General features: G+C 34.2%; 18 protein-coding genes and 1 other annotated feature. Of the genes, 5 read left to right on the forward strand and 13 right to left on the reverse strand.

Features of this window, described 5'->3' with window-relative positions; translation table 11 throughout:
- Nucleotides 1–532 precede the first annotated feature (532 nt).
- The 4 genes from IGL98_RS17120 (at nucleotide 533) to IGL98_RS17135 (ending at nucleotide 5,597) form a co-directional block, all read left to right on the forward strand.
- On the forward strand, nucleotides 533–1,231 hold the full coding sequence (locus tag IGL98_RS17120; protein WP_069647139.1) for a response regulator transcription factor: 699 nt from the start codon (nucleotides 533–535) through the stop codon (nucleotides 1,229–1,231).
- The gene (locus IGL98_RS17125; RefSeq protein WP_069647129.1) at nucleotides 1,221–2,372 is read left to right on the forward strand and encodes a sensor histidine kinase; all 1,152 of its coding nucleotides are present in this window, start codon (nucleotides 1,221–1,223) and stop codon (nucleotides 2,370–2,372) included. The genes IGL98_RS17120 and IGL98_RS17125 overlap by 11 nt, the downstream gene beginning before the upstream one ends.
- Before the next feature lie 38 nt (nucleotides 2,373–2,410).
- Nucleotides 2,411–2,623 (forward strand) — a binding site (T-box leader).
- 98 nt (nucleotides 2,624–2,721) lie between these two features.
- Entirely contained in the window at nucleotides 2,722–3,993 is a 1,272-nt protein-coding gene (serS, locus tag IGL98_RS17130; protein ID WP_069647128.1) for a serine--tRNA ligase, read from the forward strand.
- Nucleotides 3,994–4,103: 110 nt separating this feature from the next.
- Nucleotides 4,104–5,597: a polysaccharide deacetylase family protein gene (locus IGL98_RS17135; protein ID WP_206912679.1), complete on the forward strand. Its 1,494-nt coding sequence runs from the start codon at nucleotides 4,104–4,106 to the stop codon at nucleotides 5,595–5,597.
- Nucleotides 5,598–5,655: 58 nt separating this feature from the next.
- Here the strand turns inward: IGL98_RS17135 and guaB are convergent, their stop codons facing one another.
- From guaB to IGL98_RS17160, 5 genes are all read right to left on the reverse strand, one after another.
- On the reverse strand, nucleotides 5,656–7,140 hold the full coding sequence (gene guaB / locus IGL98_RS17140; RefSeq protein WP_206912705.1) for an IMP dehydrogenase: 1,485 nt from the start codon (nucleotides 7,138–7,140) through the stop codon (nucleotides 5,656–5,658).
- A 158-nt stretch (nucleotides 7,141–7,298) separates the two neighbouring features.
- A complete protein-coding gene (locus tag IGL98_RS17145; protein ID WP_206912708.1) occupies nucleotides 7,299–8,975 on the reverse strand; it encodes a 6-pyruvoyl-tetrahydropterin synthase-related protein in 1,677 nt (558 codons plus the stop codon).
- A 224-nt stretch (nucleotides 8,976–9,199) separates the two neighbouring features.
- Nucleotides 9,200–9,883, reverse strand: a complete 684-nt coding sequence (locus tag IGL98_RS17150; RefSeq protein WP_206912711.1) for a DUF1129 domain-containing protein — start codon at nucleotides 9,881–9,883, stop codon at nucleotides 9,200–9,202.
- 101 nt (nucleotides 9,884–9,984) lie between these two features.
- Nucleotides 9,985–11,085 (reverse strand): redox-regulated ATPase YchF, encoded by a 1,101-nt coding sequence (gene ychF, locus IGL98_RS17155; protein ID WP_069647123.1) that lies wholly within the window; start codon nucleotides 11,083–11,085, stop codon nucleotides 9,985–9,987.
- Between the two features lie 3 nt (nucleotides 11,086–11,088).
- On the reverse strand, nucleotides 11,089–11,286 hold the full coding sequence (locus IGL98_RS17160) for a DUF951 domain-containing protein (protein ID WP_010770224.1): 198 nt from the start codon (nucleotides 11,284–11,286) through the stop codon (nucleotides 11,089–11,091).
- A 374-nt stretch (nucleotides 11,287–11,660) separates the two neighbouring features.
- Here IGL98_RS17160 and IGL98_RS17165 point away from each other — a divergent pair, with 374 nt between their 5' ends.
- Nucleotides 11,661–13,166 (forward strand): helix-turn-helix domain-containing protein, encoded by a 1,506-nt coding sequence (locus IGL98_RS17165; RefSeq protein ID WP_206843893.1) that lies wholly within the window; start codon nucleotides 11,661–11,663, stop codon nucleotides 13,164–13,166.
- Nucleotides 13,167–13,231: 65 nt separating this feature from the next.
- On the opposite strand, the gene IGL98_RS17170 is transcribed toward IGL98_RS17165, so the two are convergent.
- From IGL98_RS17170 to IGL98_RS17205, 8 genes are all read right to left on the reverse strand, one after another.
- Entirely contained in the window at nucleotides 13,232–14,335 is a 1,104-nt protein-coding gene (locus tag IGL98_RS17170) for a tyrosine-type recombinase/integrase (RefSeq protein WP_206843890.1), read from the reverse strand.
- 369 nt (nucleotides 14,336–14,704) lie between these two features.
- A complete protein-coding gene (locus tag IGL98_RS17175; RefSeq protein ID WP_206843888.1) occupies nucleotides 14,705–15,943 on the reverse strand; it encodes a hypothetical protein in 1,239 nt (412 codons plus the stop codon).
- Between the two features lie 79 nt (nucleotides 15,944–16,022).
- A complete protein-coding gene (locus IGL98_RS17180) occupies nucleotides 16,023–17,201 on the reverse strand; it encodes a DUF916 and DUF3324 domain-containing protein (RefSeq protein ID WP_206843887.1) in 1,179 nt (392 codons plus the stop codon).
- Between the two features lie 335 nt (nucleotides 17,202–17,536).
- Nucleotides 17,537–18,667, reverse strand: coding sequence for a hypothetical protein (locus tag IGL98_RS17185; protein ID WP_206843885.1), 1,131 nt, complete (start codon nucleotides 18,665–18,667; stop codon nucleotides 17,537–17,539).
- A 17-nt stretch (nucleotides 18,668–18,684) separates the two neighbouring features.
- Nucleotides 18,685–19,488, reverse strand: coding sequence for a hypothetical protein (locus IGL98_RS17190; protein ID WP_206843883.1), 804 nt, complete (start codon nucleotides 19,486–19,488; stop codon nucleotides 18,685–18,687).
- A gap of 36 nt (nucleotides 19,489–19,524) precedes the next feature.
- The gene (locus IGL98_RS17195) at nucleotides 19,525–20,352 is read right to left on the reverse strand and encodes a helix-turn-helix domain-containing protein (RefSeq protein WP_206843880.1); all 828 of its coding nucleotides are present in this window, start codon (nucleotides 20,350–20,352) and stop codon (nucleotides 19,525–19,527) included.
- A 1,170-nt stretch (nucleotides 20,353–21,522) separates the two neighbouring features.
- Nucleotides 21,523–22,416 (reverse strand): ParB/RepB/Spo0J family partition protein, encoded by an 894-nt coding sequence (locus IGL98_RS17200; RefSeq protein WP_069647115.1) that lies wholly within the window; start codon nucleotides 22,414–22,416, stop codon nucleotides 21,523–21,525.
- A complete protein-coding gene (locus IGL98_RS17205) occupies nucleotides 22,409–23,170 on the reverse strand; it encodes a ParA family protein (protein ID WP_010766686.1) in 762 nt (253 codons plus the stop codon). The genes IGL98_RS17200 and IGL98_RS17205 overlap by 8 nt, the downstream gene beginning before the upstream one ends.
- Nucleotides 23,171–23,179 lie beyond the last annotated feature (9 nt).

Genomic DNA, 23,179 nt, shown 5'->3' on the forward strand with positions numbered 1-23,179 from the left:
CTGCTTGATGTTATCGAATATTTCGCGACAACTTCATTAGTTTATCAGGTTACTCGCTGTTTGTCAACAACTTTCTTACTGATTTTTCAAGTTTTTTCAAACCTGAATTGTTATTCTATTTTAGTTAATCGTCATTGTTTTCGATGACAACTTCACTAGTTTATCAGGACTGTTGTTATTTGTCAACAACTATTTCGCTGATTGTCAAAGTTTTTTTCAAACTTAGACTGTTATATTATTCTTATCGTTCGGCGTGTTACATCAGTGCCTTGCGACAAGATATAATATACCAAGATTATGGGCTTAGGTCAACTAAAATTTGTACTTTTTTTAAAGTTTTTTTCGTTACCGATTGTTTTATTACTTTTGTTCTTTATTGTTCGTTTTTAACTAATAAAAAGGCGATTTTCGACCTATTTCTTAATTTTTAGTAACATATTCTAAATTTCCCGTAACTTCTCTTTGTTTTTGTCAATTTTTCTATTTTTTTGTTAGAATAAGGAAGAAGGATTCTACTATATATATGGAGGAAATGAATGATATGAAAATTTTAGTTGCTGATGACGATAAAGAGATTGTAGAACTACTGAGCATTTATATTCACAACGAAGGGTACGAAGTCGTTAAAGCTTATGATGGGAAAGAAGCCTTATCTAAGATTCGAACAATTTCAGATATTGATTTACTTATCTTAGATATCATGATGCCAATTATGGATGGTATGCAAGTAGTTAAGGAATTACGAAAGGAATCTCAAATTCCGATTATTATGTTGACTGCTAAAACAACTGATATGGATAAAATCAAAGGGTTGGTAGCCGGTGCTGATGATTATGTTACAAAACCATTCAATCCATTAGAAGTTATGGCTCGTGTTAAATCTATTTTAAGACGGAGTCAAATGCAACTTAAAGCGGATGAACCTGATGTACTAGAAATAGGATCATTAATCATCAATAAAGATTCCCATGAGGTAAAAACAGTTGAAGGAAAAGAAATTCAATTAACGGCGTTGGAATTTGGGATTTTGTATCTATTAGCTAGTCATCCTAATCGTGTCTTCAGTGCTGATGAAATTTTTGAACGAGTTTGGCAGCAAGAAAGCATTGTTTCTGCAAAAACAGTCATGGTTCATGTAAGTCACTTGAGAGATAAGATAGAAGAAGCAACTGGTGGAGAAAAAGTCATTCAAACAGTTTGGGGAGTTGGATATAAAATCGATGCTCGTTAGACAAAAGAAAATCGAAAAACAAAAGCGAATTACCTTAACATCAAAGGAAATCAGCGAATTACTTGCTGAAGGAATCGTCACGATTATCCTGTTGCTTCTATTAAATGTCTCGATTACTGTTATTCTTAGTGGCAACCAAACACTACAAGGAATCATCTGGGCCACGAAAGGTGCTTTTGCAACAGAGCTAAATACAGATTTATTTTGGAGTTTGAGTAAATTTGTTATACCAATATTTTTTATAGTGGACGTTGCTGTACTATACTGGCGTTTGATTCGTCGTTATCGCCAAATGCAATTACGTCACATTATCAGTGAACTACATTATATCGCTGATGGGAATTACGATCATCGGATTCCTTTTGAGCTAAGTGGTGATTTAGCAAAAGTTGTCACTAGTATCAACGGACTAGTTGATAGCACTGTTGCAGCCATTGAGGATGAACGTAAAATAGAAAAATCAAAAGATGAACTGATTACAAACGTTAGTCATGACATTAGAACACCTTTAACTTCTATTATAGGATATTTAGGTTTGATTGAGGATCGACAATTTCATAATGAAGAAGATTTGCTGAAGTACACACATACAGCTTATGTAAAAGCGAAACAAATGAAACTGCTTGTTGATGATCTTTTTGAATATACAAAAGTTCGTCAGCCTTCCGTCCCGATCAATACGATTAGTTTTGATATGGCACAATTGATCGAACAACTTGCTGCTGACTTTGAGTTGGAAGCAGATAAAAATGACATGACGATTCAAGTCAATGCTGATCCGGCATCAATAAAAATGGATGGCGATACTGAGAAACTAGTTCGTGTCTTCAATAATCTACTATCAAATGCACTAAAATACGGTAAGGGCGGTAAAAATATCGTCATTGATGTAGAGAAAGTTGGAACAGAAGCTGTAATCGCTGTTAGAAATGATGGTCCGCCAATTCCTAAAAAATCCTTAGATCAATTATTCGATCGCTTCTATCGCGTAGAAGAATCTCGTTCCCAAGAAACAGGTGGAACAGGTCTTGGTTTGGCTATCGCACAAAGTATTATAGCTTTGCATGGCGGCTATATCTATGCAACGTCCGATAATCACTGGACATCTTTCATTATTCACTTACCTTTAAAGCGAAATTGATTTGCTAAGGTTGACATCTAAACAAAAGTTTTGTATCCTAATGACAAGCAAAGAGAAAAAGTATTTATAGTGCTGAATCAAAGAGAGTTTGCGGTGGTGAGAGCAAATATTCTACTATAAAGAAGTCCGTCTCTATTACATGCGTTTGACGAAATAAGTCAGACCGGCTGCAGCCGTTATCTGCATTACAAGGGCAGCGTTACAGCTGAACTTGGGTGGTACCGCGAAATTCAAGTCATTTCGTCCCAAGAATTTTTTTCTAGGGATGGAGTGGCTTTTTATTTTACTACAATGTTATCTAGCTACGTGGGTTAACCCATTGCGCTTTTAAATTTAAGGAGGAGTAATTATGTTAGATGTAAAAATGATTCGTCAAAATTTTGATGATGTTCAAGCAAAATTGAAAAACCGTGGTGTAAAAGAAGAGATATTAATAGAATTCTTGCGCTTAGATGAAAGTCGTCGTAATTTATTAGTGAAATCAGAAGAATTAAAAAAATATCGGAATGATGTTTCAGCAGAAATCGCACAATTAAAACGAAATAAAGAAGATGCCGCAGCCAAAATTGCTGAAATGAAAGAAGTTGGCGGTAATATCAAAGCAATGGACACTGAAATCGAAGCGATCGATGCTAAGCTTCATGAAATATCTACAACATTACCTAATCTTCCTCATGATTCAGTACCCGTAGGCGCAGATGAAGACGATAATGTTGAAGTACGCCGTTGGAGTGAGCCTAGAAATTTTGCTTTTGAACCGAAACCACATTGGGATGTAGCAGAAAAATTAGATATTCTTGATTTTGAGCGCGGAGCAAAAGTTTCTGGAAGTCGCTTTGTCTACTATAAAGGGTTAGGTGCTAGATTAGAGCGCGCATTGTACAACTTTATGCTGGATATGCATGTTTATGACCATGGCTATACTGAAATGATGACCCCTTACATTGTAAACAGCAATTCTATGTTTGGTACTGGTCAATTTCCTAAATTCAAAGAAGACGTTTTTCAATTAGAAGGGACTGATATGACATTGATCCCAACAGCTGAGGTTCCTTTAACAAATTATTATAATAATGAAATTTTAGACGGTAAAGATTTACCAATCTATTTCACAGCTCTAAGTCCTTCTTTCCGTTCTGAAGCTGGAAGTGCCGGCCGTGATACACGAGGCTTGATTCGTCTTCATCAATTCAACAAAGTAGAAATGGTGAAATTTAGCGATGCAGAACATTCTTATGAAGAATTAGAGAAAATGACGGCAAATGCAGAAGATATTTTACAAAAATTAAATCTACCTTATCGCGTCATGTCATTAGCTACCGGTGATATGGGATTCTCAGCTGCGAAAACATATGACTTAGAAGTCTGGATCCCAGCTCAAAATGCTTATCGTGAAATCAGTTCTTGTTCAAACTGTGAGGATTTCCAAGCTCGTCGTGCGATGATCCGCTACCGTGATGAAAATGATAAAGTTCAATATGCACACACACTAAATGGATCTGGTTTGGCAGTTGGCCGGACAGTCGCAGCTATCTTAGAAAATTATCAAAATGAAGACGGAACAGTAACCATTCCAGAAGTTTTGATCCCATATATGGGTAATTTAAAACTAATTAAATAAATCAAAAGAATCATTCATATAACAAAGTCATTGTTGAAAGTCCAAAACAAGCGTGATACATTTATGTTACTGTAAACAATCAAATTTATAAATTAGAGGGATCAAACGTTATGGACAGAAATAATCACCCACCAGGAACACGAAATAGTCGGCACAAAAAAAATAAGTACAGTTTTTCAACAAAAATAGCTTTTCTATCCGTTTTTGCGATTTCATTCATTTTAGTCTGCGGTGCTGTTTATGCAACCTATGCCATGCAGCATAAGCCAAAAGAAGCAAGCAAACTTGAAGAAGATGATCAATATGAGCAAAAAGAAGCCGCCTTGTTAGAAAAAATTCGGAAAGATCAAAACCAAGAAGAATTTAAAACTACCGAGCAAGAAAAAACAGACGGCAGCATCCAGACACTTATTTATGAACCTGTTGCAGTTGACTCTATTCCTCAATTACCAACAATCAAAACTGAATTGACAGGTTTGATCGACGTTACTCAAAAGAACAGTCCCAAAGAGACCGCAATCAAGCTCATCGGTTATGTGAAAAGGGTAAAAATCAATGAACAAGTAATCAGCTATCAACCTGTCGTTGAAACCTATACTTGGGATCAAGAGAAAGAAGACTGGTCTGAAAAAACGGAACAAGGTAAAAATACAGCCTTCGTCAATCAAAAAACAAAACAGCCGCTTAGCTTGCAGGATATTTTCATGAGCGAAGCAAATGTCTTAGCCGTTCAGCAAGTTGTTCAACAAAAATTGCTTTCTGAAAGTCCCGATGGCAATGCCATTATTGATGATATACTCAACATGCCAATTATTTCTCTAGATGGAACCGCCTTTACTTATTATTCCGATAAAATCAGCTTAGGCTTACCAGAAAATCCTACGGGTAAAAAAGAAATCACATTGTCCTATAAAGAAATTGCTGGTTATGTAAATCCAGAGTTTATTGATGTATCTTCTATCAAAGATGCATTACCTAAACCTTTAGATCCAGACAAGAAATACATTTCACTAACATTTGATGATGGTCCTAATCCTGAGACTACCCCTAGACTTCTAGATATTCTAAAAGAAAAGGGAGTCAAAGCAACATTCTTTATGTTAGGGCAAAATGTTGTAAAACACGAATCCGTTGTAAAACGAGTGGCTGAAGAAGGCCATGAAGTAGCTAGCCACTCCTATTCACATCCACAATTAACTGGAGTTGATGCACAAACGGTGAAAGATGAAGTCCAAAATACAGACAAAGCTATCTATCGTGCAATTGGCAAACTTCCAACTGATTTTAGACCGCCTTATGGTGCTGTAAACAAAGATGTGGCAACTATCATTGGTAAACCAATCATTCAATGGTCTGTCGATTCACAAGATTGGCAAAGCCATAATGCTCAGGCGATCATTAAACGTATTGACGATACAGCTTATAATGATACGATTGTATTGATGCATGACATTCATCCAGAAACAGTGGACGCTGTATCAACTGTGATCGATCACTTACGTGGGGCAGGCTATGAAATTTTACCTTCTAAAGAATTATTAGGAAAAAAAGCCAAACCACTCCATATGTATTATGGCTCTAAAGATGAACGACCTGTTCAATAAACATAAAAAAATTCCGATGTCATATGCGACATCGGAATTTTTTTATCGTTATCTCGATTTATTGTTCTACCGAGTAATTAGGGGCTTCTTTTGTAATTTGCACATCATGAGGATGAGATTCTTTCAACCCATTTCCACTCATTTGAATAAACTGTGCTTCTTCACGTAGTTGTTTTAAGTTTGCCGCACCGACATAACCCATACCTGATTTTAATCCACCAATCAATTGGAACACAAGATCCGACACACTGCCTTTATAAGCAACACGGCCTTCGATACCTTCTGGAACTAATTTATTGGCTTCGTTGACACCGCCTTGGAAATAACGATCACTTGAGCCTTTTTCCATTGCGCCCAGTGAACCCATTCCGCGATATGTTTTAAAACGACGACCTTGATAAATTTCAAATTCACCTGGTGATTCATCTGTTCCAGCTAGCATACTACCTAACATAACTGCATGTCCGCCAGCAGCTAAAGCCTTTACGATATCTCCTGAATACTTGATCCCGCCATCAGCGATAATTGCTTTACCATATTTACGTGCAACAGAAGCCGCATCATAGATAGCTGTCAATTGAGGAACACCTACACCTGCAACGACACGCGTTGTACAAATAGAACCAGGTCCGATCCCAACCTTAACAACATCCACACCTACATCATAAAGTGCTTTAGCACCTTCCGCTGTTGCAATATTTCCAGCAATCAATGTCGCTTCCGGGAATGTATCACGAATTTCTTTGATCTTACGAATCACGCCAGCACTATGACCATGAGCTGTATCGATAATGATCGCATCTACTCCTGCATCTAATAAAGCTTCCGCACGTTCAAAAGTATCACTTGTAACACCAACTGCCGCAGCGACCAGTAAACGTCCATGCTCATCTTTTGCTGCATTTGGAAATTCGATTACTTTTTCAATATCTTTGATCGTGATCAAGCCGCTTAAACGGTTGTTTTCATCAACAATCGGTAATTTTTCGATTTTATGTTTCTGTAAAATCTTTTCAGCGTCTTTTAGAGAAGTACCAACTGGGGCTGTAACTAGGTTGTCTTTCGTCATTACTTCGTCGATCTTCATTTGATAATCCGTGACAAATCGCATATCACGGTTCGTAATAATACCAACCAATTTACGGTTGTCCATCGTTTCTACGATCGGCACTCCACTGATACGGTATTTACTCATCAGATTTTCTGCATCTGCTACTAAATTCGTTGGTGTTAAGAAAAATGGGTCAATGATTACGCCACTTTCAGAACGTTTTACTTTACGAACTTCATCTGCTTGTTGCGCGATGCTCATATTTTTATGAATAACACCTAGACCACCTTGACGAGCCATTGAAATGGCCATTTTACTATCTGTTACGGTGTCCATACTTGCACTGATCAGAGGGATATTCAACTTAATATTTTTAGCTAGTTGGATACTCATATCCACTTCGTTAGGCAATACGTGACTTTCTGCTGGAATCAGTAAAACATCATCAAATGTAAGACCTTTTTTCGCGAATTTTGTTTCCCAGTTAGACATTTTCTAGACCACTCCTCTATTTAATTTTATATAAGAAAATAACAGATAATAAAAGGTAAGTCAACCGCATTTCTCTGTTTACAGAGATTTTCTTTTCGTTTCTCGAAACATGAGTGTTTTCTCATTTTTTTGTTATCGAAATAAAAGGATAACTATAGTTATTTCTTTGTTTTCATCTTAGTAGAATGCATTGTTGCAACCTTCCATGTTACACAAGTCAAAAGAGTCAAAACAGAAATACTCAAAGAAATTTTTTGAGCCAACGTTGTCTGGTAAGAAATAGAAACACGGCCTTTTTTAGATAATTCAATATCAACTAATCCGTTTTGTTTATTTAATGAGGCTGGAATTATTTTTTCGTTGCCGTCGCTTACTATTTTAGCTTGATAACCATAATAATAGATGAATGGGACAGTAACAGTTGTTTTCTTTGTATCATTTGTGCGATAGTCAAAAGCCACCGAATCAAAGTTCATTTTAACGTTTGTTATTTCTATTTTAGAATCATCATAAACGACTTTTCGCTTTTTATTCTTTTTAATAGTAGAATAATCAACTTCTTTTGGTAAATATTCGTGTCCAGCACCGATATAATAGCTATTTGTTTGATCGTATGAGTAGTGCGATAAAATACGCTTTCCTTCAGTATCAATACTTTCTTTTTCATACAACCCAACGCCAATTAAAATAACCATTATCAAGATTATCTGACTACTTGGAAATTTTTTAAATAATCCAATATCATCATTTGCAATAAGAAATGCTAGCAACAACGTCACGATCGATAAAAAGCGCCAAGGAAACTGAATCGTATTAAGTGGCGTATTGTCAAAGAACTGCCAAGGAAAAAGATCCGTTGTCATAAACATAAATAGCAAAGCAAGAATGACCAACTCACGATTGGGTGAATTTCGCTTAAAAAGCATTACTGTGTAGATCACCAAACCAAATAACAGGATAACGCCTATATTCGCTGAAGAAGCATGAAATACGCTATTTTTAAAGCTGTTAGTTATTAGTTCACTCAAAGAGTAGCTTCTATCTGAAATCAACGTCAAAGGATTAGACGTTACTTGAAACGTAACGTGACTCATCTGTTCAAAAACGGGCACTAAATAGAAAGCTAGCAGTAAATTAGTAACTCCTGCGGCCTTTAATATCGCAACAATGACCTCTTTTTTCAAAAAGTACTTCAGATTTAAAAGAATATACATCCCTATAAAAATGCTAACGATTTCCAATGAAATAAAATGAGCTAAACCAATTCCTGTCATAGCTACTGTTAACAATAACCATTTCTTCTCTTTTCCATTTTTCAATAGATATAAACTTGCTAGAACTAATGGAAAAAAGCCCATTGCCAACAGCTCTCCAATAGCCTGGCGATTAAAAAAGTCTTGTAACCGGTAAATTGATAAAGTATACAATAATGAAAATAAGTAGCTTTTAATTTTCGTTAATTCCATATATCTTCCAGATACATAGGTTAAAACAAATGTAGCCAAGTTGATCCCAATAGAAAAAATGACAAAACTAGTTGCGAGTGAAAAGCCTGCCATACGTATAATTGCTGGAAAATACAGATAAAAATCTGGATAAAATAAACTAGATGCATACCCATATCCTCCAATAAAAAAGTAGCTTACTTTCGGCAACAATATGCCATGCTGCAAAGATAAAGCCAAACCTTCGATCCGATTTTGATGAAAATGGTAATCGTCACCAATCATGATATGCCCATTTCGAAGATAAACAATATATAAAGATAAGACACTTAATATAAAAAAACTTAAAAAAATCAGGAAATGACTATGTTGTTTGACCCATGTTTTCATTGATCCACCTCTTCATAATGAAAATTAATTGTAAATTTCATTCTTAGTTTCTATGGTATCGTGCTGAGGCTTTTCTTTCAAACATGAGCCTTTTTAGTTTGAATTTATTTATCGATATTTAATGATTTTATGGTAGTGAAACTTTTACTTAATTCATTAGTTAAAAAAAGAGCCTTGACCGAAACTATCGTTAGCTTTGGTCAAAACTCTTCTACTTGCATTCTTTAGCGCACCAAACTGCTGCGCATATTGTATTTTTTCTTTAGTAGGTAACGGACTCCTAAGTCAATCCCACCAATAATAATGACAATAATTGGATCTAAGATAGGATTGACAACAGGCGGCAACATTGCAGATCCTGCAAACACCACAATCCACAAAAACATTGCGCTAACTAAGATCAGACCAATTCTAATCCAGCTAGGACGTTTTGCTTTGTCTACTCCTGGGCGATCATATTGCCAAACATACTTAAACATTAGATAAAATACGTACCCACCAACCATTGAGGCAAGAATAAGTGTTACTAAGCCTAATGGTTGTGATTTACCTTTCGACCACATCATAGTGATAGAAAACATAATTGACATTACCCCAAATAATAACAATGTATTATCCAACCACATCAAGGTTGGGGTTGACTCTGGCAGTTCTTCCGGCTTATTTAAAATAGACTCCGTACGTTCAGCCACTGTTCCGAAAAGCTGACGCGCAGTCTTCCCGCTTTTTTGACCTTCTACTAAATGAGGTAGAATTTCATGCAAAGCAAGTGTTTGTGCTTCTTCTGAAAGGTTAGCAGCAACTAATGATTTTTTTAAGTCAAAGATGTATTGTTCATTTCTTTTTGTCAATTTTTGTTCAAGTTCACGATTTTCTGAAACAATGTCTCGAAGTGTTTCTGATTCCATTTTTTGCGTCCTCCTCGCCCGTGGCCAACGGGGCAGTCTTTACCTAAAAAGTATTCTAACACATTTTTTAGGGAGAAAAACAGTTTTTAGCAATTTTTTTCCTATACATTGAAACGGAAAAGCATAACATCGCCATCTTGAACAATATATTCTTTTCCTTCTAAACGAACTTTGCCCGCTTCTTTGGCTGCCTGCATATTGCCGTACGTATTCAAATCATCAAATGAAACCGTCTCTGCGCGAATAAATCCACGTTCAAAATCAGTATGAATGATTCCTGCTGCTTGAGGTGCTTTGATCCCCTTACGGAAAGTCCAGGCACGAACTTCTTGTTCTCCAGCAGTAAAGTATGTCGCTAGTCCCAATAAATCATACGCTGCACGAATCAATTGATCTAAGCCAGATTCTTCGATGCCTAGTGCTTCTAAAAAGTCAGCTTTATCTTCGTCATCTAATTCCGCAATTTCTTCTTCTGCACGTGCGCAAACAACAATTACCTCTGCTTGTTCATTTGCAGCAAAAGTACGAACTTGCTGAACATATGGATTGTTGTCAGAATCTGCTACTTCATCTTCTGAAACATTTGCTACATATAAAATAGGTTTTGCTGTTAATAAGAATAAGCTTTTAACAATTTTTTGCTCATCTTCAGTAAATTCGATTGTCCGAGCAGACAAACCTTCTTCTAAAACTGGTTTAAGCTTATCTAATACTGCAAGCTCTGCTACTGCATCTTTATCTTTTGTTTTAGCTATTTTAGCCACACGAGCATAGCGTTTCGTAATAGAGTCGAGATCTGCTAATACTAATTCTAAGTTGATCGTATCAATATCTGCTAACGGATCTACACGTCCTTCAACGTGAGTAATATTATCATCATCAAAACAACGTACCACATGACAAATAGCATCTACTTGGCGAATATGGCTTAAAAATTGATTCCCTAAACCTTCACCTTTGCTTGCGCCTTTTACAATTCCGGCGATATCTGTAAACTCAAAAGTAGTAGGTACTGTTTTTTTAGGTTTCACTAACTCTGTTAAACGCAGCAAGCGCTCATCTGGTACTTCAACCATACCCACATTAGGATCAATTGTTGCAAACGGATAATTCGCCGCCTCTGCTCCTGCTTTTGTAATTGCGTTAAAAAGGGTAGATTTCCCTACGTTAGGTAAACCTACGATTCCAGCTGTTAATGCCATTGATTATTCACTATCCTTTATCAGTTTTTTTTCCAAAATTTTCTTCATCTTTTTTTCAAAATCACGGCGTGTCATCATAACGATATGACCGCAGTTCGTACATTTTATTTTAATATCGGCACCCATTCGGATAATTTCCCAACGATTTGCCTGACAAGCATGGGGCTTTTTCATTTCTACAATATCACCAAGTTCATACATAACAGACATATCCCTTCTAAAAATAGTCATCCATATTCATGAAATCAGACATAAACATACAAAGATACAATACCATTTTTTGGACAATCAAGCAAAGCTATTTTATTAATTCACTTTTTTTATACATTAAATAAGGACCCACAAAAATAAATAATATTATTTCTCAAAATAATGAAAATAAAATAATTTAAATAAAATTGTATTTACTCGATTTATGTTGGATAATATTGAAAATCTTACTAGTTATTTCAGAAGTTGGCACCAAGAATGATATTGAAACGAGATACCTTAGTATCCCAACGTTTATCCTGATATGACTCACCACATTATATCCTAACCACTATTCTTATACTTATATTTAAAGGAGTTCTACTATGAGAAAATTTGACTTGCTAGAAAAATTGGAAGTTTATCAAATTGACATATTAATATATCTGAGCGATGTTGGCGGTACTGCAACAAAAAAAGAGCTTTTACGGCATCTAGATATAGGCAAATATTTTTTATCAAAGCTACTCGAAGAATTGATGACCTCAGCAAAAAAATCAAATGACTGTTTTTCCATTGAAGTAAATAAACACACAATTATATTTCAAACCAAACCTGACTATTCTCTTCATACTTTGTACAATGAACTGATCATCCATGCACCCAAATATACAATTTTAGAAGAATTACTGCTTTGTGGAACCATCGATGTCAATCGCTTATGTGAAAAAATTGGCATCAGCCATTCCACATACTTCAGGAAAATCAACGAATTGAACATTTTATTAGATGAATTTGATTTGACTATCCAAAATGGTTCTCTACTCGGTTCTGAATTGCAAATTCGTTTTTTTTATGTATCTCTTTACAGCGTCACAGATCCTAAACACCAATTAAAAGTTCCAAATGTCGATCCTAGAATTTACGAAACAGCCAATCACATTCAGCAGATATTAGGCAGCCCAATGTCAGTTTTAGCTCGAAAAAAACTTGTCATTTATTTGAGTCTATTAAAAAGAAGAAATGCACAAAAAACCATACAGGACTTCAGTGAACTGGAACCCTTTTTCAATAACAAATCCGATATTTGTAGTCAAAAAAGGTTCATAAATGCACTTAAAAATTCTCGCTTATTCAAAAAAATCAATGAAACACTTGGATCATTTTTAGTTTATTACTCTTTTAAAATGCCTCCTAATGAAACTATTTTATTGCTTCTCTTCATGCTCGGCGAAGATATCATTCCTGCTAATTCACATTGCTTAAAAGAACTTGATCTAATTGAAAGATACAGTAGATTTTTTATACAAACTCTGAATAACGAATTTTTTGATTTTATGAAAACCTGCTATCCAAACACTTGCTTAAACAATTCTCACCGATCAACCCTTCAATATTATCTAAATTCTATTAGCTACCGCCATTTGATATTTAAAGGATGTATTGATTATTATTGGGAACTAAATTATACAAACCAGGAAAAGACGATACACTCTGAGTCGATTCAACATTTTGTTAATTACTTAAAAGAAAAATACCCAGAAATTTTTGTAGACACCAACCATGACACTGTTCTTATCACAAAATACGCTCATGCTTTAAGCTTTTATGAAGAGTGTGTCAAAATTAAAATTTCTGTTGGAATATTTATTGAAGGTGATTTACTGTGCAAAAAAAAATTTACAGATCAGTGGATCAAATATATTGGATTAAACACTTTTGCAGAAGCAGAACCCCTTGCTCCAAACCAATTTTATGACCTGGTTATTAGTAACGTAGATTGTTCTTACTTAAAGAAAAGAGGAAAATATTTTTTCTTTTTGACTAACTACAATGAAAAAAAGGACTTCTCAGATCTTGATCAGTTACTATATAAGATTTATTCTTCTTGACAACGCTCTCTGAAAGACCTGCTGTATAAGAGTAGGTCTTACTCCTAACAACTAAAATTTTTGTGTTAAATAAATTCAAGTTTTTCTACCAGCTGACGTTCTTCTGTGAAAAATGAATTTGTATAACAATCTAGCGTCATTTTTGTTGATGAATGTCCTAATAATGAACTTATTGTTGCAATATTTCCGCCAGCCTCTAGACAGCGAGTGGCAAAAGTATGTCTTAAAGAATGGAAAGAAAATTTTTCCAACCCAATCTTTTTACGAATTATTTGAAAACGATACGCTATCGTGCGAGGTTCTAAAGCCTTTTGTTTGTTTGAAATAACGTAATCACTAGTTGATACTTTTTGAAGTTCTAGCAAATTTTTCTTTAAAGACTTAGTAATAGGAATTTTCCTTTGGGAGTTATCGCTTTTAGGTGTGACTTCCACAATTTCTGTTTTTCTTCCAGCTTTGTCTTGCGACTGAATTCTAAGCACTGTTCTATTAACACCCAATGTATTGTTTTCAAAATCAATATCTTCCCATTTTAGTCCACAAATTTCTCCAATTCGAAGTCCGGTCTGTAAAGCGAGCATAATAGAAAAGAATTTCTGATTTGTATTGATTTCTTTGACTAACTTGGCTTGGTCTTTAATGGATAAAGCCCGCACTGTTTTTCTTCTTGTTTTCGGAAGTTCCAATCCCATACATGGATTTTCTACAAGTAAGTTTAAAGATATTGCCTTACCCAAACAATTTTTTAATACTGAAAATATTGACCTGATAGAACTTGCTTTCAACGTTTGATCCATCTCTTTTAGTAAAGAATCAATATCTGATTGCTTCAGTTTTTGCAGCTTAACTGAACCAATTCTTGATAATACATGAACTTCCATTTTATTTTTATAGCTAGCATAAGTACTACTTTTTACTTTCGGTCGAACAAATGTCTTCAACCAGTAATTTGTCCAGTCTAGTAACTTTCCTTCATAAGGTAACAGATTTTTACTATTGCTTGTCTGTTTTTCATATTTCATCAAAATAAGTTGGTGCTTGACCTCTGAGTATTTATAGCCATAGATATAACCATAATGAATCTTCCCATTTTGTTGTCTACCTTTTATGTATCGGCCTTCCCAGCGACCATCTTTTCTTTTATAGATGTTTTCTCCTCTTCTTGCCATAATTAAGATCCTTTCTAAAATTTAATTTTAAAAAATGCAATCACTGCAACCTTTAATTATTTTTATGTTATTTTTATCAAACATAAAATCATTCACTTGAAATTAATCTATTTAATTCCAATTTTCATATACTCCCGCACGAGACTTTACAATACGTTCAGTTTTCTTAACTAAGTATGCATTATAATTTTTTTCGATTCGTTTCAAATATTTTCCTAAAAAAGAAAAAATTTGGAAGTATAATGTCAAATTTATTTGTTATACAAATAATATTTATATAATATTCAAAGAAAAAGAAAGAGGCATATACATCTGAAACTGTTCTAGTTTCTTGTACACCACCCCTTTTTCTCCAAATCAACCTAACCATCATGCTTCATTTACTAGAGTATTGTTGCTTAACCTCAAAGAACTACTCAAAAATTCTTTTAAGGCGGCATATCCTTCTAGTTTTACCAGCATTTCTTGCGAACAGTATACCCAGTAATTAAAAATTGTCGGGCCAACAGAAACTTTTTCTACACGTTCCATAAACTGACCTAAATCTTCAATCAGCTCTCTACAACTTAGTTTATCCGCAATAATAATTTCTTCTTTTCCTTCCAACTCCAACAACATCCATAAATAATCAATAAATTCTACTTTCGCTTTTAAAGTTAAAAATTGTTTTTTTGGTACCATTCGTTTTTTATTCAATTCTTCATTTTTGGTAAAACACGTTAAAACGTCCATCTCAATTTTTGACATACAGCCTTTTAAAGCATTTTTTTTATTTAGCCTTTGATTTGCTTTAATTATCTTTTTTTTTGGCGACCAATCTGATGCCCAATTCTTTACTTTTAAAGTTACTGGATGTTGTTTGGACCGATCAAGTCTATACTTACGTACTCGATCTTTTTTTTTGCTTACGACCTTTTTTGTTATGTAACTTGTACTTTCGAGATTTGATTTTGTTTCCTTCACTACTTGTTCTTTGTTTTCAGAATAACTTTGGCTATCTTTCACGTTATGCTCTACTTGACTCATTTGCGCTTTAATTGTTTGACTTACTTTAGTAAGCTCCGTTTTTAGCAACTCGCCTGAATCTAAAACGATTGATTCACTTTTCGCGAGCCGATCTTCTACGCTCTCTATTTTTTTAGTTAGCTGGCTGAACTTTTCTAAAACGCCAGAGATTTCTTCTTCTTTTCTCTTATATTCAAGTTCTTTTTCCTGCTTGAGTATGCTGTCATGAGTTTCAATGAGTTCTTTGGCAAATTCTTTTAACACTCGCAGATACTTTACTTGTGTTTCCTCATAAAAACCTATAGTAAACGTCAATACGATATATGCAGTTGATGTAAAAACGTTGATTTTTTTTATGAGCAATTCATCATTTTTTTCAGCCCAAGTTTTATATATTTTTTTTGAAATCTGCTCAAGTTCCATCAAAGAGTGAACATCTTTTTTAAAGATCAATTTACAGGATAGATAAGCTTCATGCGGCGTAACTAAGTGATTGTTAAAAAGTTCCACTCCTAAAAGTCTTCGATTAACTTTTCGATGGAGAATATATTTTTTTATTATTTTCTTTCCCTGCTTTTGGGTATTTTGTTCAACTACGTTCATATCCTCCAACTCCTAAAATCTTTGCACCTAAATTTATTCAGGCCGATATGATGACCCCTACTTTTTATGCGTTACAACTCTATCTTTTTAATCGTTTAGATTCTGCAGGACGTTTTTTTCTACCACCATCAACCTTGCTTGCTTTTGGTTTTTTCTTTCGTTGCGAATTTTTATTATTTCGGTCACGCTTTTTCTTCTTGTAAGATAAGGCTTCTTCATAGCGTTTCTCTTTTCGCTTTCTTAAAATCAGCAATAACAATAAGAGTAACAGGAATAAAACGAATGTGATCACGCAAATAATGGTGTAAAACATGATCTTATCCTTCTCTGAATCAATCGCAGTGTTCTCTACTTTTTTGTTTTCAGATTTTGTGATTTCCAGCTCTTTATTCCATTTCCATTCTTGATTAGTTGCTTTAGATTTAGCCGTTAAATCGATTTGGTATTCCCCAGCCTGAAATCCTTGTTTCTCACCATCAATTGCGAAAATGAAACTTGAATTAGGTGCCATTCGATAGCCTGTTACTTTCGTCTGAGCAAAAATTTTATCTGAGTTTTTTTTATATACATCTGCTTTAAAGTCAATATCTTCTAAGTTCACTGCTTGATCATTTTGAATAGTTGCTTTTATAATATTTTTATTTGCTTCTTTTGAAAAAACGACGTCTAATAAATTCAATTTTGCTACAACTGGTGTATCTGTTTCAGTTAGTTTAACTGCTACGATATATGTTTTTTTAGCTTGTTTTTCCTTATTGTTCGAATCAGAATTTTCAATATCTTTTTCTGATGAAACAACTTTGATACCACCTAAAATCATTCCATCAAATTGTTTTTCAGGCATGTCTAAACGTACCGTTGTTGTAATCGTTTTTTTAGCTGGAATCGTCAGTTCTGCCTCAGCAGTCGCAATGTCCTTAAAAGAAACGCCTAGGCTTTTGTCTCTTGGAACGATTTTTGATCGATCAGAATAATCTATATCTCCTGCATCATTTGTTGTAGCATCGTTGATTTCTAGAGTGACTTGTTCTTCTTTATCAGAACTATTGGTCAACTCCATCTGCACGTCCTGTTTTTGACCTGGCTTCATTCTAAGATCATAATAGGTTGCGTCTGAATTATGTTGATTTTTTGGTAAAATCGGCTTTACCGAAACCGCCAGCCCAACTTGAGCTTTCGTAATCATTAATGTTAGCGATAAAAGAAAAACTCCTATCATTACAACAATCAGGCGAAGTATTTTTCGTTTATTAATCATTGAATTTTAAGCTCCCTGCATCGTAAAATCATATGTACAGATTTGAAAAAAGAAAAAAACATAACAGGTGTGAAAATCAAATGAACCGTAGCGAAAAAATATTACTTTCTCCTAATATTTCAATTGATTTTCTTTTTAATGTACCGGTAAGCCTCTTTCTTATATCCTTGATAATTCTGCTGTTTTAGCGATATTCTTTTTTACATTATTTTTCCCTAAGTAGATATTTAAATGCTTTATGTAGTGGTGGACGGGAAAAGCCGACGATTCCCAATCCTTTTGCTTTTTCAAACAAAATCGTGTTACTTCTCTAAAAATTCAAGAGAAAAACAATTTTAGTCGTCCACGATTGACTCCTCGTTTATCACAATCTGTTCAAGTAAGTAGTTTTCTCCCTGTATAAGATCAAAATAAGCCGCTTTATTCAGTATACTGTCATAATCCATCTTCATAATCCGGACATGTGGCGGACGAAACCAAGATTTTTTCTTTATTTTTACTCTAGACTCAATTAACTTACACTCATCTAAAACCAAGTAAATTTCATTCGTAGAAACAGAATCTTTGAAACTTCTTACCTGTTCTCTTTCATAGGTCAATTGATTATCCGAAATCGTCATTTTTTCTGATTTTGTAATTAATTCTTTATTCATCATCCAAGACTGCTCTAAAAACTTGGCTTTTTGCAGTAGTTGGGAATATTCTCGTAAGTCCACTTTTAATATGTGATCCCAATTTTCATTTTCATCACTATTTGATTGACTTAATTCTTTCATCGCTCTAGAGAGATTCTGCCGCTCCATCTGATCGATTACGACTTCCAATTTCTTATTTGCAAGCCGCATTCTTTCTTTAGCATATCGTTCTCTACTGACAGCTTCTTCCATTTTAATCAAATAGTTCGCGTTATCATCGTCTTCACTGTATTCTACAACCTCTGCATCTTGTGCAGGACTAGAATTAGATGCTTTAAGAGGTTTTATAAACATAGCTACAAGTCTTTCGATTTCGCAGACAAACGATTCTAGCACATCGTCACTGTCATCAAATAGCTGCTGATCTAACGACTGCAGTAAATTGACCATGAAAGGAAATCCAGTCTCTCGATAAGCAATGGGCACAAAATCAATAAAGTAAACAATACGATTATCTTCTTTTTCTTTAGAACCGCCGATCCAAGCAATTTGAGGAAAGGTATGAATCAGCTCATCCAACAACGCAGACCAGTCAAGATCTACAAAATCTAAAGTAATTTCTACATGTTTAAAAAAAGAAATTATGGTATGAAATTCTTCAAAATATTCTTCTACTTCTTTTTGAGGATAGGGGATTCTTTTATTTTTCTTTTGAAAGATCTCTTCGCAAATATAATAGATATCCCGTAACATATCGTCATCAAACAGACGCTCACCTACTGCTGGGGAAGCGGCTTGATAAATGTCAACCATAATATTTTGATAAACCACTTCTTAATCCCCTTCCCTTAATCTAGTGATTGATCAGCTAGTCGGCTGGATTTGCTTAACAAATCCTCCATCAACACACTTGTTTCACTTTGCAAACGAAGAATTCGCGTATGATAATTTGCTGCTTCCTGATTAATCATTTTCAACTCAATTGAAGCTTCTGACACGGCTTTTTTAGTTTCATGTCTTGCTGCTTCTACTGTTCGATCAGCTTCAATAGTTGCACGTTCAATGATTTGTTGAGCTTTTTCTTTCGCTTCCATCAAAACTTCTGCAATTTGGTTTTTCATCTGATCTTGTTGACGAAGTTGTTTTTCGGTCTCTACACTTCTGTTGCGCTCTTCTAGCAATTGTTCGTCTAATTGGACTCTCAACTCTTCAGATTGCCTTACTTGTTCTTCGAGCGAAAGAATTCTTTCTTTAGACTTAGATGAAGTTGTCAGACGCATTGTTAATTGATCGATTTCTTGCTGTTTATTTTCGACTTCAGCTTTCAAACGCTCAGCCATTGTTTTTTGACGTTGCATTTCTTTTTGAAATTGTTGATTTTCGTTGTTTAAATGTTCAATTACTGCTGCTTGTTCTTCTTGTACTTCTTGCTCTTGTTTTCTCATAGTGTTTTCCAAACGCTCTCTCTTAGTTGAAGTTTCCGGACGACTCTTTTTAGGAGGCTCATACGATTCTTCTTCATATTCATCATCGTCATCGTCGTCGTACTCATCGTAATCATCATACTCGTCGTATTCGTCATACTCATCGTAGTATTCTTCGTACTCATCATCATTCTTTTTTTTTTTGCTTTTTTTATTAAATATCGCCAATTCTCCCGCTCCCCTTCTTACATATCCTATTTTAAGTTAAACACTACCTACCAGTAGTTCTCTTATTTTTTCATCATTTTGTTCATCTAGTTCGACAAACTCCTGATTTAAGTAATAGCCTATTCCTTTCTTATTTAAAATGAATGGTTCAAAAATCGATGTTTTTTCCATTATTTTTTGTTTGATACGATTAATCAGATTGCTCAACAATGCTTGTTTATTTTTTTGTTTAGCATTTGTCCAAATCGCTTCACATAGTGCCTGACTTGAAAAAACTCTTTGATCAGATTCAATAAAATGTTCTAATACCTGATGTTCCTTTTTAGTCAATGGAATCAGCCAGCTATCAATAATCAATGTCCGATCCTTTAATTGGAAAGAATACTGTTTTTTCACCTTAACTAAAGTTGAAGATGATGATGTCATTCGCGAAGCCTCTCCATTATTCATAGAAGAATCTACTACTCTTTCTTGACTATTTTTACCTGTACGGTTGGCACTCTCTTCAAAAATAGCCGCCAATTTGCTCGCTAGATCCGTGACAGATATTGGATAACGAACAAAACTCACATTAGCATTATTCAGATACTTAGATTTGCTAGCCTGTTCTGATTCAAATGTTAAAACAACAATTGGTTTGTTCAATAATGCCAAGTTATCTAAAAATGACTCTTTTAGCCCGCTATACATGGATTGTTGATAAATAATAAGATCAAAATTTTGCAGAAAATAGAACTCTTTATCTTTTGGTTGAGTTAATATATCTTTTGAAACCATTATTTCATAATCCATATTCAACAAACTATTTTGCAATAACCCGTTTGCACTTAGTGTGTCAGTTAATATAATAATTTTTTTCCTCATAAAAGAAAATCCTCCTCTTAATTTTTATATATAGTAAATTCCAACCATTTATTATTTGATAAAAATTCCCTAGACAGATAAAAGTGACTCATAATTTTAAATACTGTAATACATAAAACTGTAACTATTAGATAATAGGAATTTCCTATTCTTATATAAAATAAGAAAAAACAACTTTTTAAGTTGGTATACAAATATTTCTATCCTCTCTTTGACGGTTGGACGACGGTCTATTTTAAAAAAATCGAAGAAAATATCTTGAAAATAATGATTTTATAAAAATAAATGAATCTACATTGTTTTATAAATTTAAAAAGAATAATAATAACGGTTCTTTTTATTCATTTTCATTCAGTCTCACTTAAAATACAATTACACTGGGCCATTTTCTTTTCAGACTTTTAATGGAAGTTTACTTTTTTTAAGGAATTTGAAAAAAAGAAAGGAAAATTACAGTGATTTACAACTATTTATTGTTCCAGTCACAATTTTAATCAATTTATTCATTTAAGTAACACTCTTATTTTTTCTGTGATTATTTATTTTATTGCGTATATTAATACTGAGGGAAACTATTTTTATCCAACTACACCAACAAATACTGTTAGTCTAAAATAATATATTTGACGGTTCATTTGACGGCGTAAAAAAATAAGTAAAAATACTACGCCCTACTATTTTTTATGAACTTCAGAAATATAGGAGTAGCCTACCCTAATTTTTATAGAATAATGTAGCTACTTATCAATGTTTTATCGATAAATGATGATTTTGTCTTCTTTATAAGCTATAATATACATAAATTAAATATATTGTTATTTTTTTATTCCTCATTGACATGTCCAAATTCTTTATTGTATACTCGTGGTATAGGCTAATTAACCAAGGTATCTATTTAACAACATTCATGTGGTTTAATTTAAACAATTATAGATTTTTCTTATTTTATATAAAAACAAGAAAAAATATGTTATTTTTGAATATAAGTATTTTTATAGATATCTAAGCGATACAAATATATAAATTAATAAGAAAACAACAATATCACTGCTTTTTCACTTAGTACGTTGTGTTTATTCTCGTGATTTAAAAATTCTCATACAAAAAAGCGTAAAGCAAAACTATTTTTAGTTTCGCTTTACGCTTTTATTGATTTATTTATCTAGTTAATCAAGCTTCGTCAAAATGAATTTCTAAAATATCCAAAATTCTAGCTAAATCAGACTGTGAAAGGTACTCTATCTCAATTTTTCCCTTGCCTTCTTTTTCTTGAATTGCAACAGTTGTGCCAAATTTATCCATTAAGCGATCTTCGCTTTCACGAATGTAATACGGTTTATCTTTGGTATTTTTCTTTTCTTTTTTAGGTGTTTTTTTGCCTTGGTTCTCATTTAAGTCGTTGACGATTTGTTCTAACTGACGAACCGTTAAGTTTTCTTCTACTACTCGTTTTGCCAATGTTAAAATCAAGTCTTTGTCCTTTAAGCCAAGTAATGTTCTAGCTTGACCCATTGATAAGGTTTCGCCTTGAACCATCTCTTTGACTTGTGTTGGCAATGTTAATAGACGTAAGTAGTTTGCAATATATGGACGACTTTTTCCTAGACGTTCTGCGACTTCTACTTGTGTTAATTTCAAATTTTTCATCAGCATATCGTACGCTTCTGCTTCTTCTAGCGGATTTAAATCTTCACGCTGCAAGTTTTCTAAAACAGCGACTTGCATCATGGCTTCTTCATCGAATTCGCGAACGATTGCTGGAATCGTTTCTTTATCTGCTAATTTTGATGCGCGAAAACGTCTTTCACCAGCAATGATTTCGTATCCTTTAACGGCTGATTTTCTAACAATGATCGGTTGAAAAACACCTGATTGCTGAATTGAGTTTGCCAATTCCTGAAGGGATGCTTCATCAAATGTTTTTCTTGGCTGATAAGGATTCGGACGAAGTTCATTTAAAGGAATTTCAAGTACCTCTTCTTTTTGAACATCTACATCTTCCAAACTAGCAAAATCTTGAAACAATGCATCGATACCTCTACCTAAACCTTTTCCTTTACTCATTATCCAACACTTCCTTTGCTAGTGCTTGGTACACTTCGGCACCACGTGAACGGGGATCATAATCAATAATCGACAAACCATGACTAGGTGCTTCAGACAGACGGACATTTCTAGGAATAATTGTATCGTACACTTTTTCACGGAAGTATTTGCGAACTTCTTCCACAACCTCAGCGCCTAAATTTGTTCGTGCATCATACATCGTAAGTAATACACCTTCAATACGTAAATCTGGATTAAAATGTTTTTGAACGAGACGAATCGTGTTTAGCAACTGGCTCAATCCTTCTAATGCATAGTATTCACATTGTACAGGAATCAAAATCGAATCACTCGCTGTAAAAGCATTAATCGTCAAATGTCCTAAAGACGGCGGACAATCAATCAAAACAAAGTCATAGATATCATTTATTTCCTCTATAGCAGCTTTTAAACGAGATTCTCTAGCCATCATTGACGTCAATTCAATTTCAGCTCCAGCAAGCTGAATCGTTGCGGGAACGATATCTAAATTTTCACGAGAGGTTTGTTGAATCACATTTTTGATTGGTTCTTCATTCACTAATACATCATAAACATCCGTTGCAACATCGGGTTTACGTACACCGATACCACTAGTTGCGTTTCCTTGAGCATCAATATCGATCAGCAACACTTTCTTGCCATAATAAGCAAGGCAAGCACCTAGATTCACAGTGGTCGTTGTCTTACCAACGCCGCCTTTTTGATTCGCTACAGAAATTATTCGTGCCATTTGTGTCCC

The organism is Enterococcus sp. DIV0840, assembly GCF_050527835.1.
Classification (GTDB): domain Bacteria; phylum Bacillota; class Bacilli; order Lactobacillales; family Enterococcaceae; genus Enterococcus_L; species Enterococcus_L ureasiticus.

Excerpts from the sequence above, each read along its gene's own strand:
- IGL98_RS17120 (WP_069647139.1), top strand. The coding sequence starts at position 533 with ATGAATGATATGAAAATTTTAGTTGCTGATGACGATAAAGAGATTGTA.
- IGL98_RS17125 (WP_069647129.1), top strand. The coding sequence starts at position 1,221 with ATGCTCGTTAGACAAAAGAAAATCGAAAAACAAAAGCGAATTACCTTA.
- serS (WP_069647128.1), top strand. The coding sequence starts at position 2,722 with ATGTTAGATGTAAAAATGATTCGTCAAAATTTTGATGATGTTCAAGCA.
- IGL98_RS17135 (WP_206912679.1), top strand. The coding sequence starts at position 4,104 with ATGGACAGAAATAATCACCCACCAGGAACACGAAATAGTCGGCACAAA.
- guaB (WP_206912705.1), bottom strand. The coding sequence starts at position 7,140 with ATGTCTAACTGGGAAACAAAATTCGCGAAAAAAGGTCTTACATTTGAT.
- IGL98_RS17145 (WP_206912708.1), bottom strand. The coding sequence starts at position 8,975 with ATGAAAACATGGGTCAAACAACATAGTCATTTCCTGATTTTTTTAAGT.
- IGL98_RS17150 (WP_206912711.1), bottom strand. The coding sequence starts at position 9,883 with ATGGAATCAGAAACACTTCGAGACATTGTTTCAGAAAATCGTGAACTT.
- ychF (WP_069647123.1), bottom strand. The coding sequence starts at position 11,085 with ATGGCATTAACAGCTGGAATCGTAGGTTTACCTAACGTAGGGAAATCT.
- IGL98_RS17160 (WP_010770224.1), bottom strand. The coding sequence starts at position 11,286 with ATGTATGAACTTGGTGATATTGTAGAAATGAAAAAGCCCCATGCTTGT.
- IGL98_RS17165 (WP_206843893.1), top strand. The coding sequence starts at position 11,661 with ATGAGAAAATTTGACTTGCTAGAAAAATTGGAAGTTTATCAAATTGAC.
- IGL98_RS17170 (WP_206843890.1), bottom strand. The coding sequence starts at position 14,335 with ATGGCAAGAAGAGGAGAAAACATCTATAAAAGAAAAGATGGTCGCTGG.
- IGL98_RS17175 (WP_206843888.1), bottom strand. The coding sequence starts at position 15,943 with ATGAACGTAGTTGAACAAAATACCCAAAAGCAGGGAAAGAAAATAATA.
- IGL98_RS17180 (WP_206843887.1), bottom strand. The coding sequence starts at position 17,201 with ATGATTAATAAACGAAAAATACTTCGCCTGATTGTTGTAATGATAGGA.
- IGL98_RS17195 (WP_206843880.1), bottom strand. The coding sequence starts at position 20,352 with ATGAGGAAAAAAATTATTATATTAACTGACACACTAAGTGCAAACGGG.
- IGL98_RS17200 (WP_069647115.1), bottom strand. The coding sequence starts at position 22,416 with ATGAGTAAAGGAAAAGGTTTAGGTAGAGGTATCGATGCATTGTTTCAA.
- IGL98_RS17205 (WP_010766686.1), bottom strand. The coding sequence starts at position 23,170 with ATGGCACGAATAATTTCTGTAGCGAATCAAAAAGGCGGCGTTGGTAAG.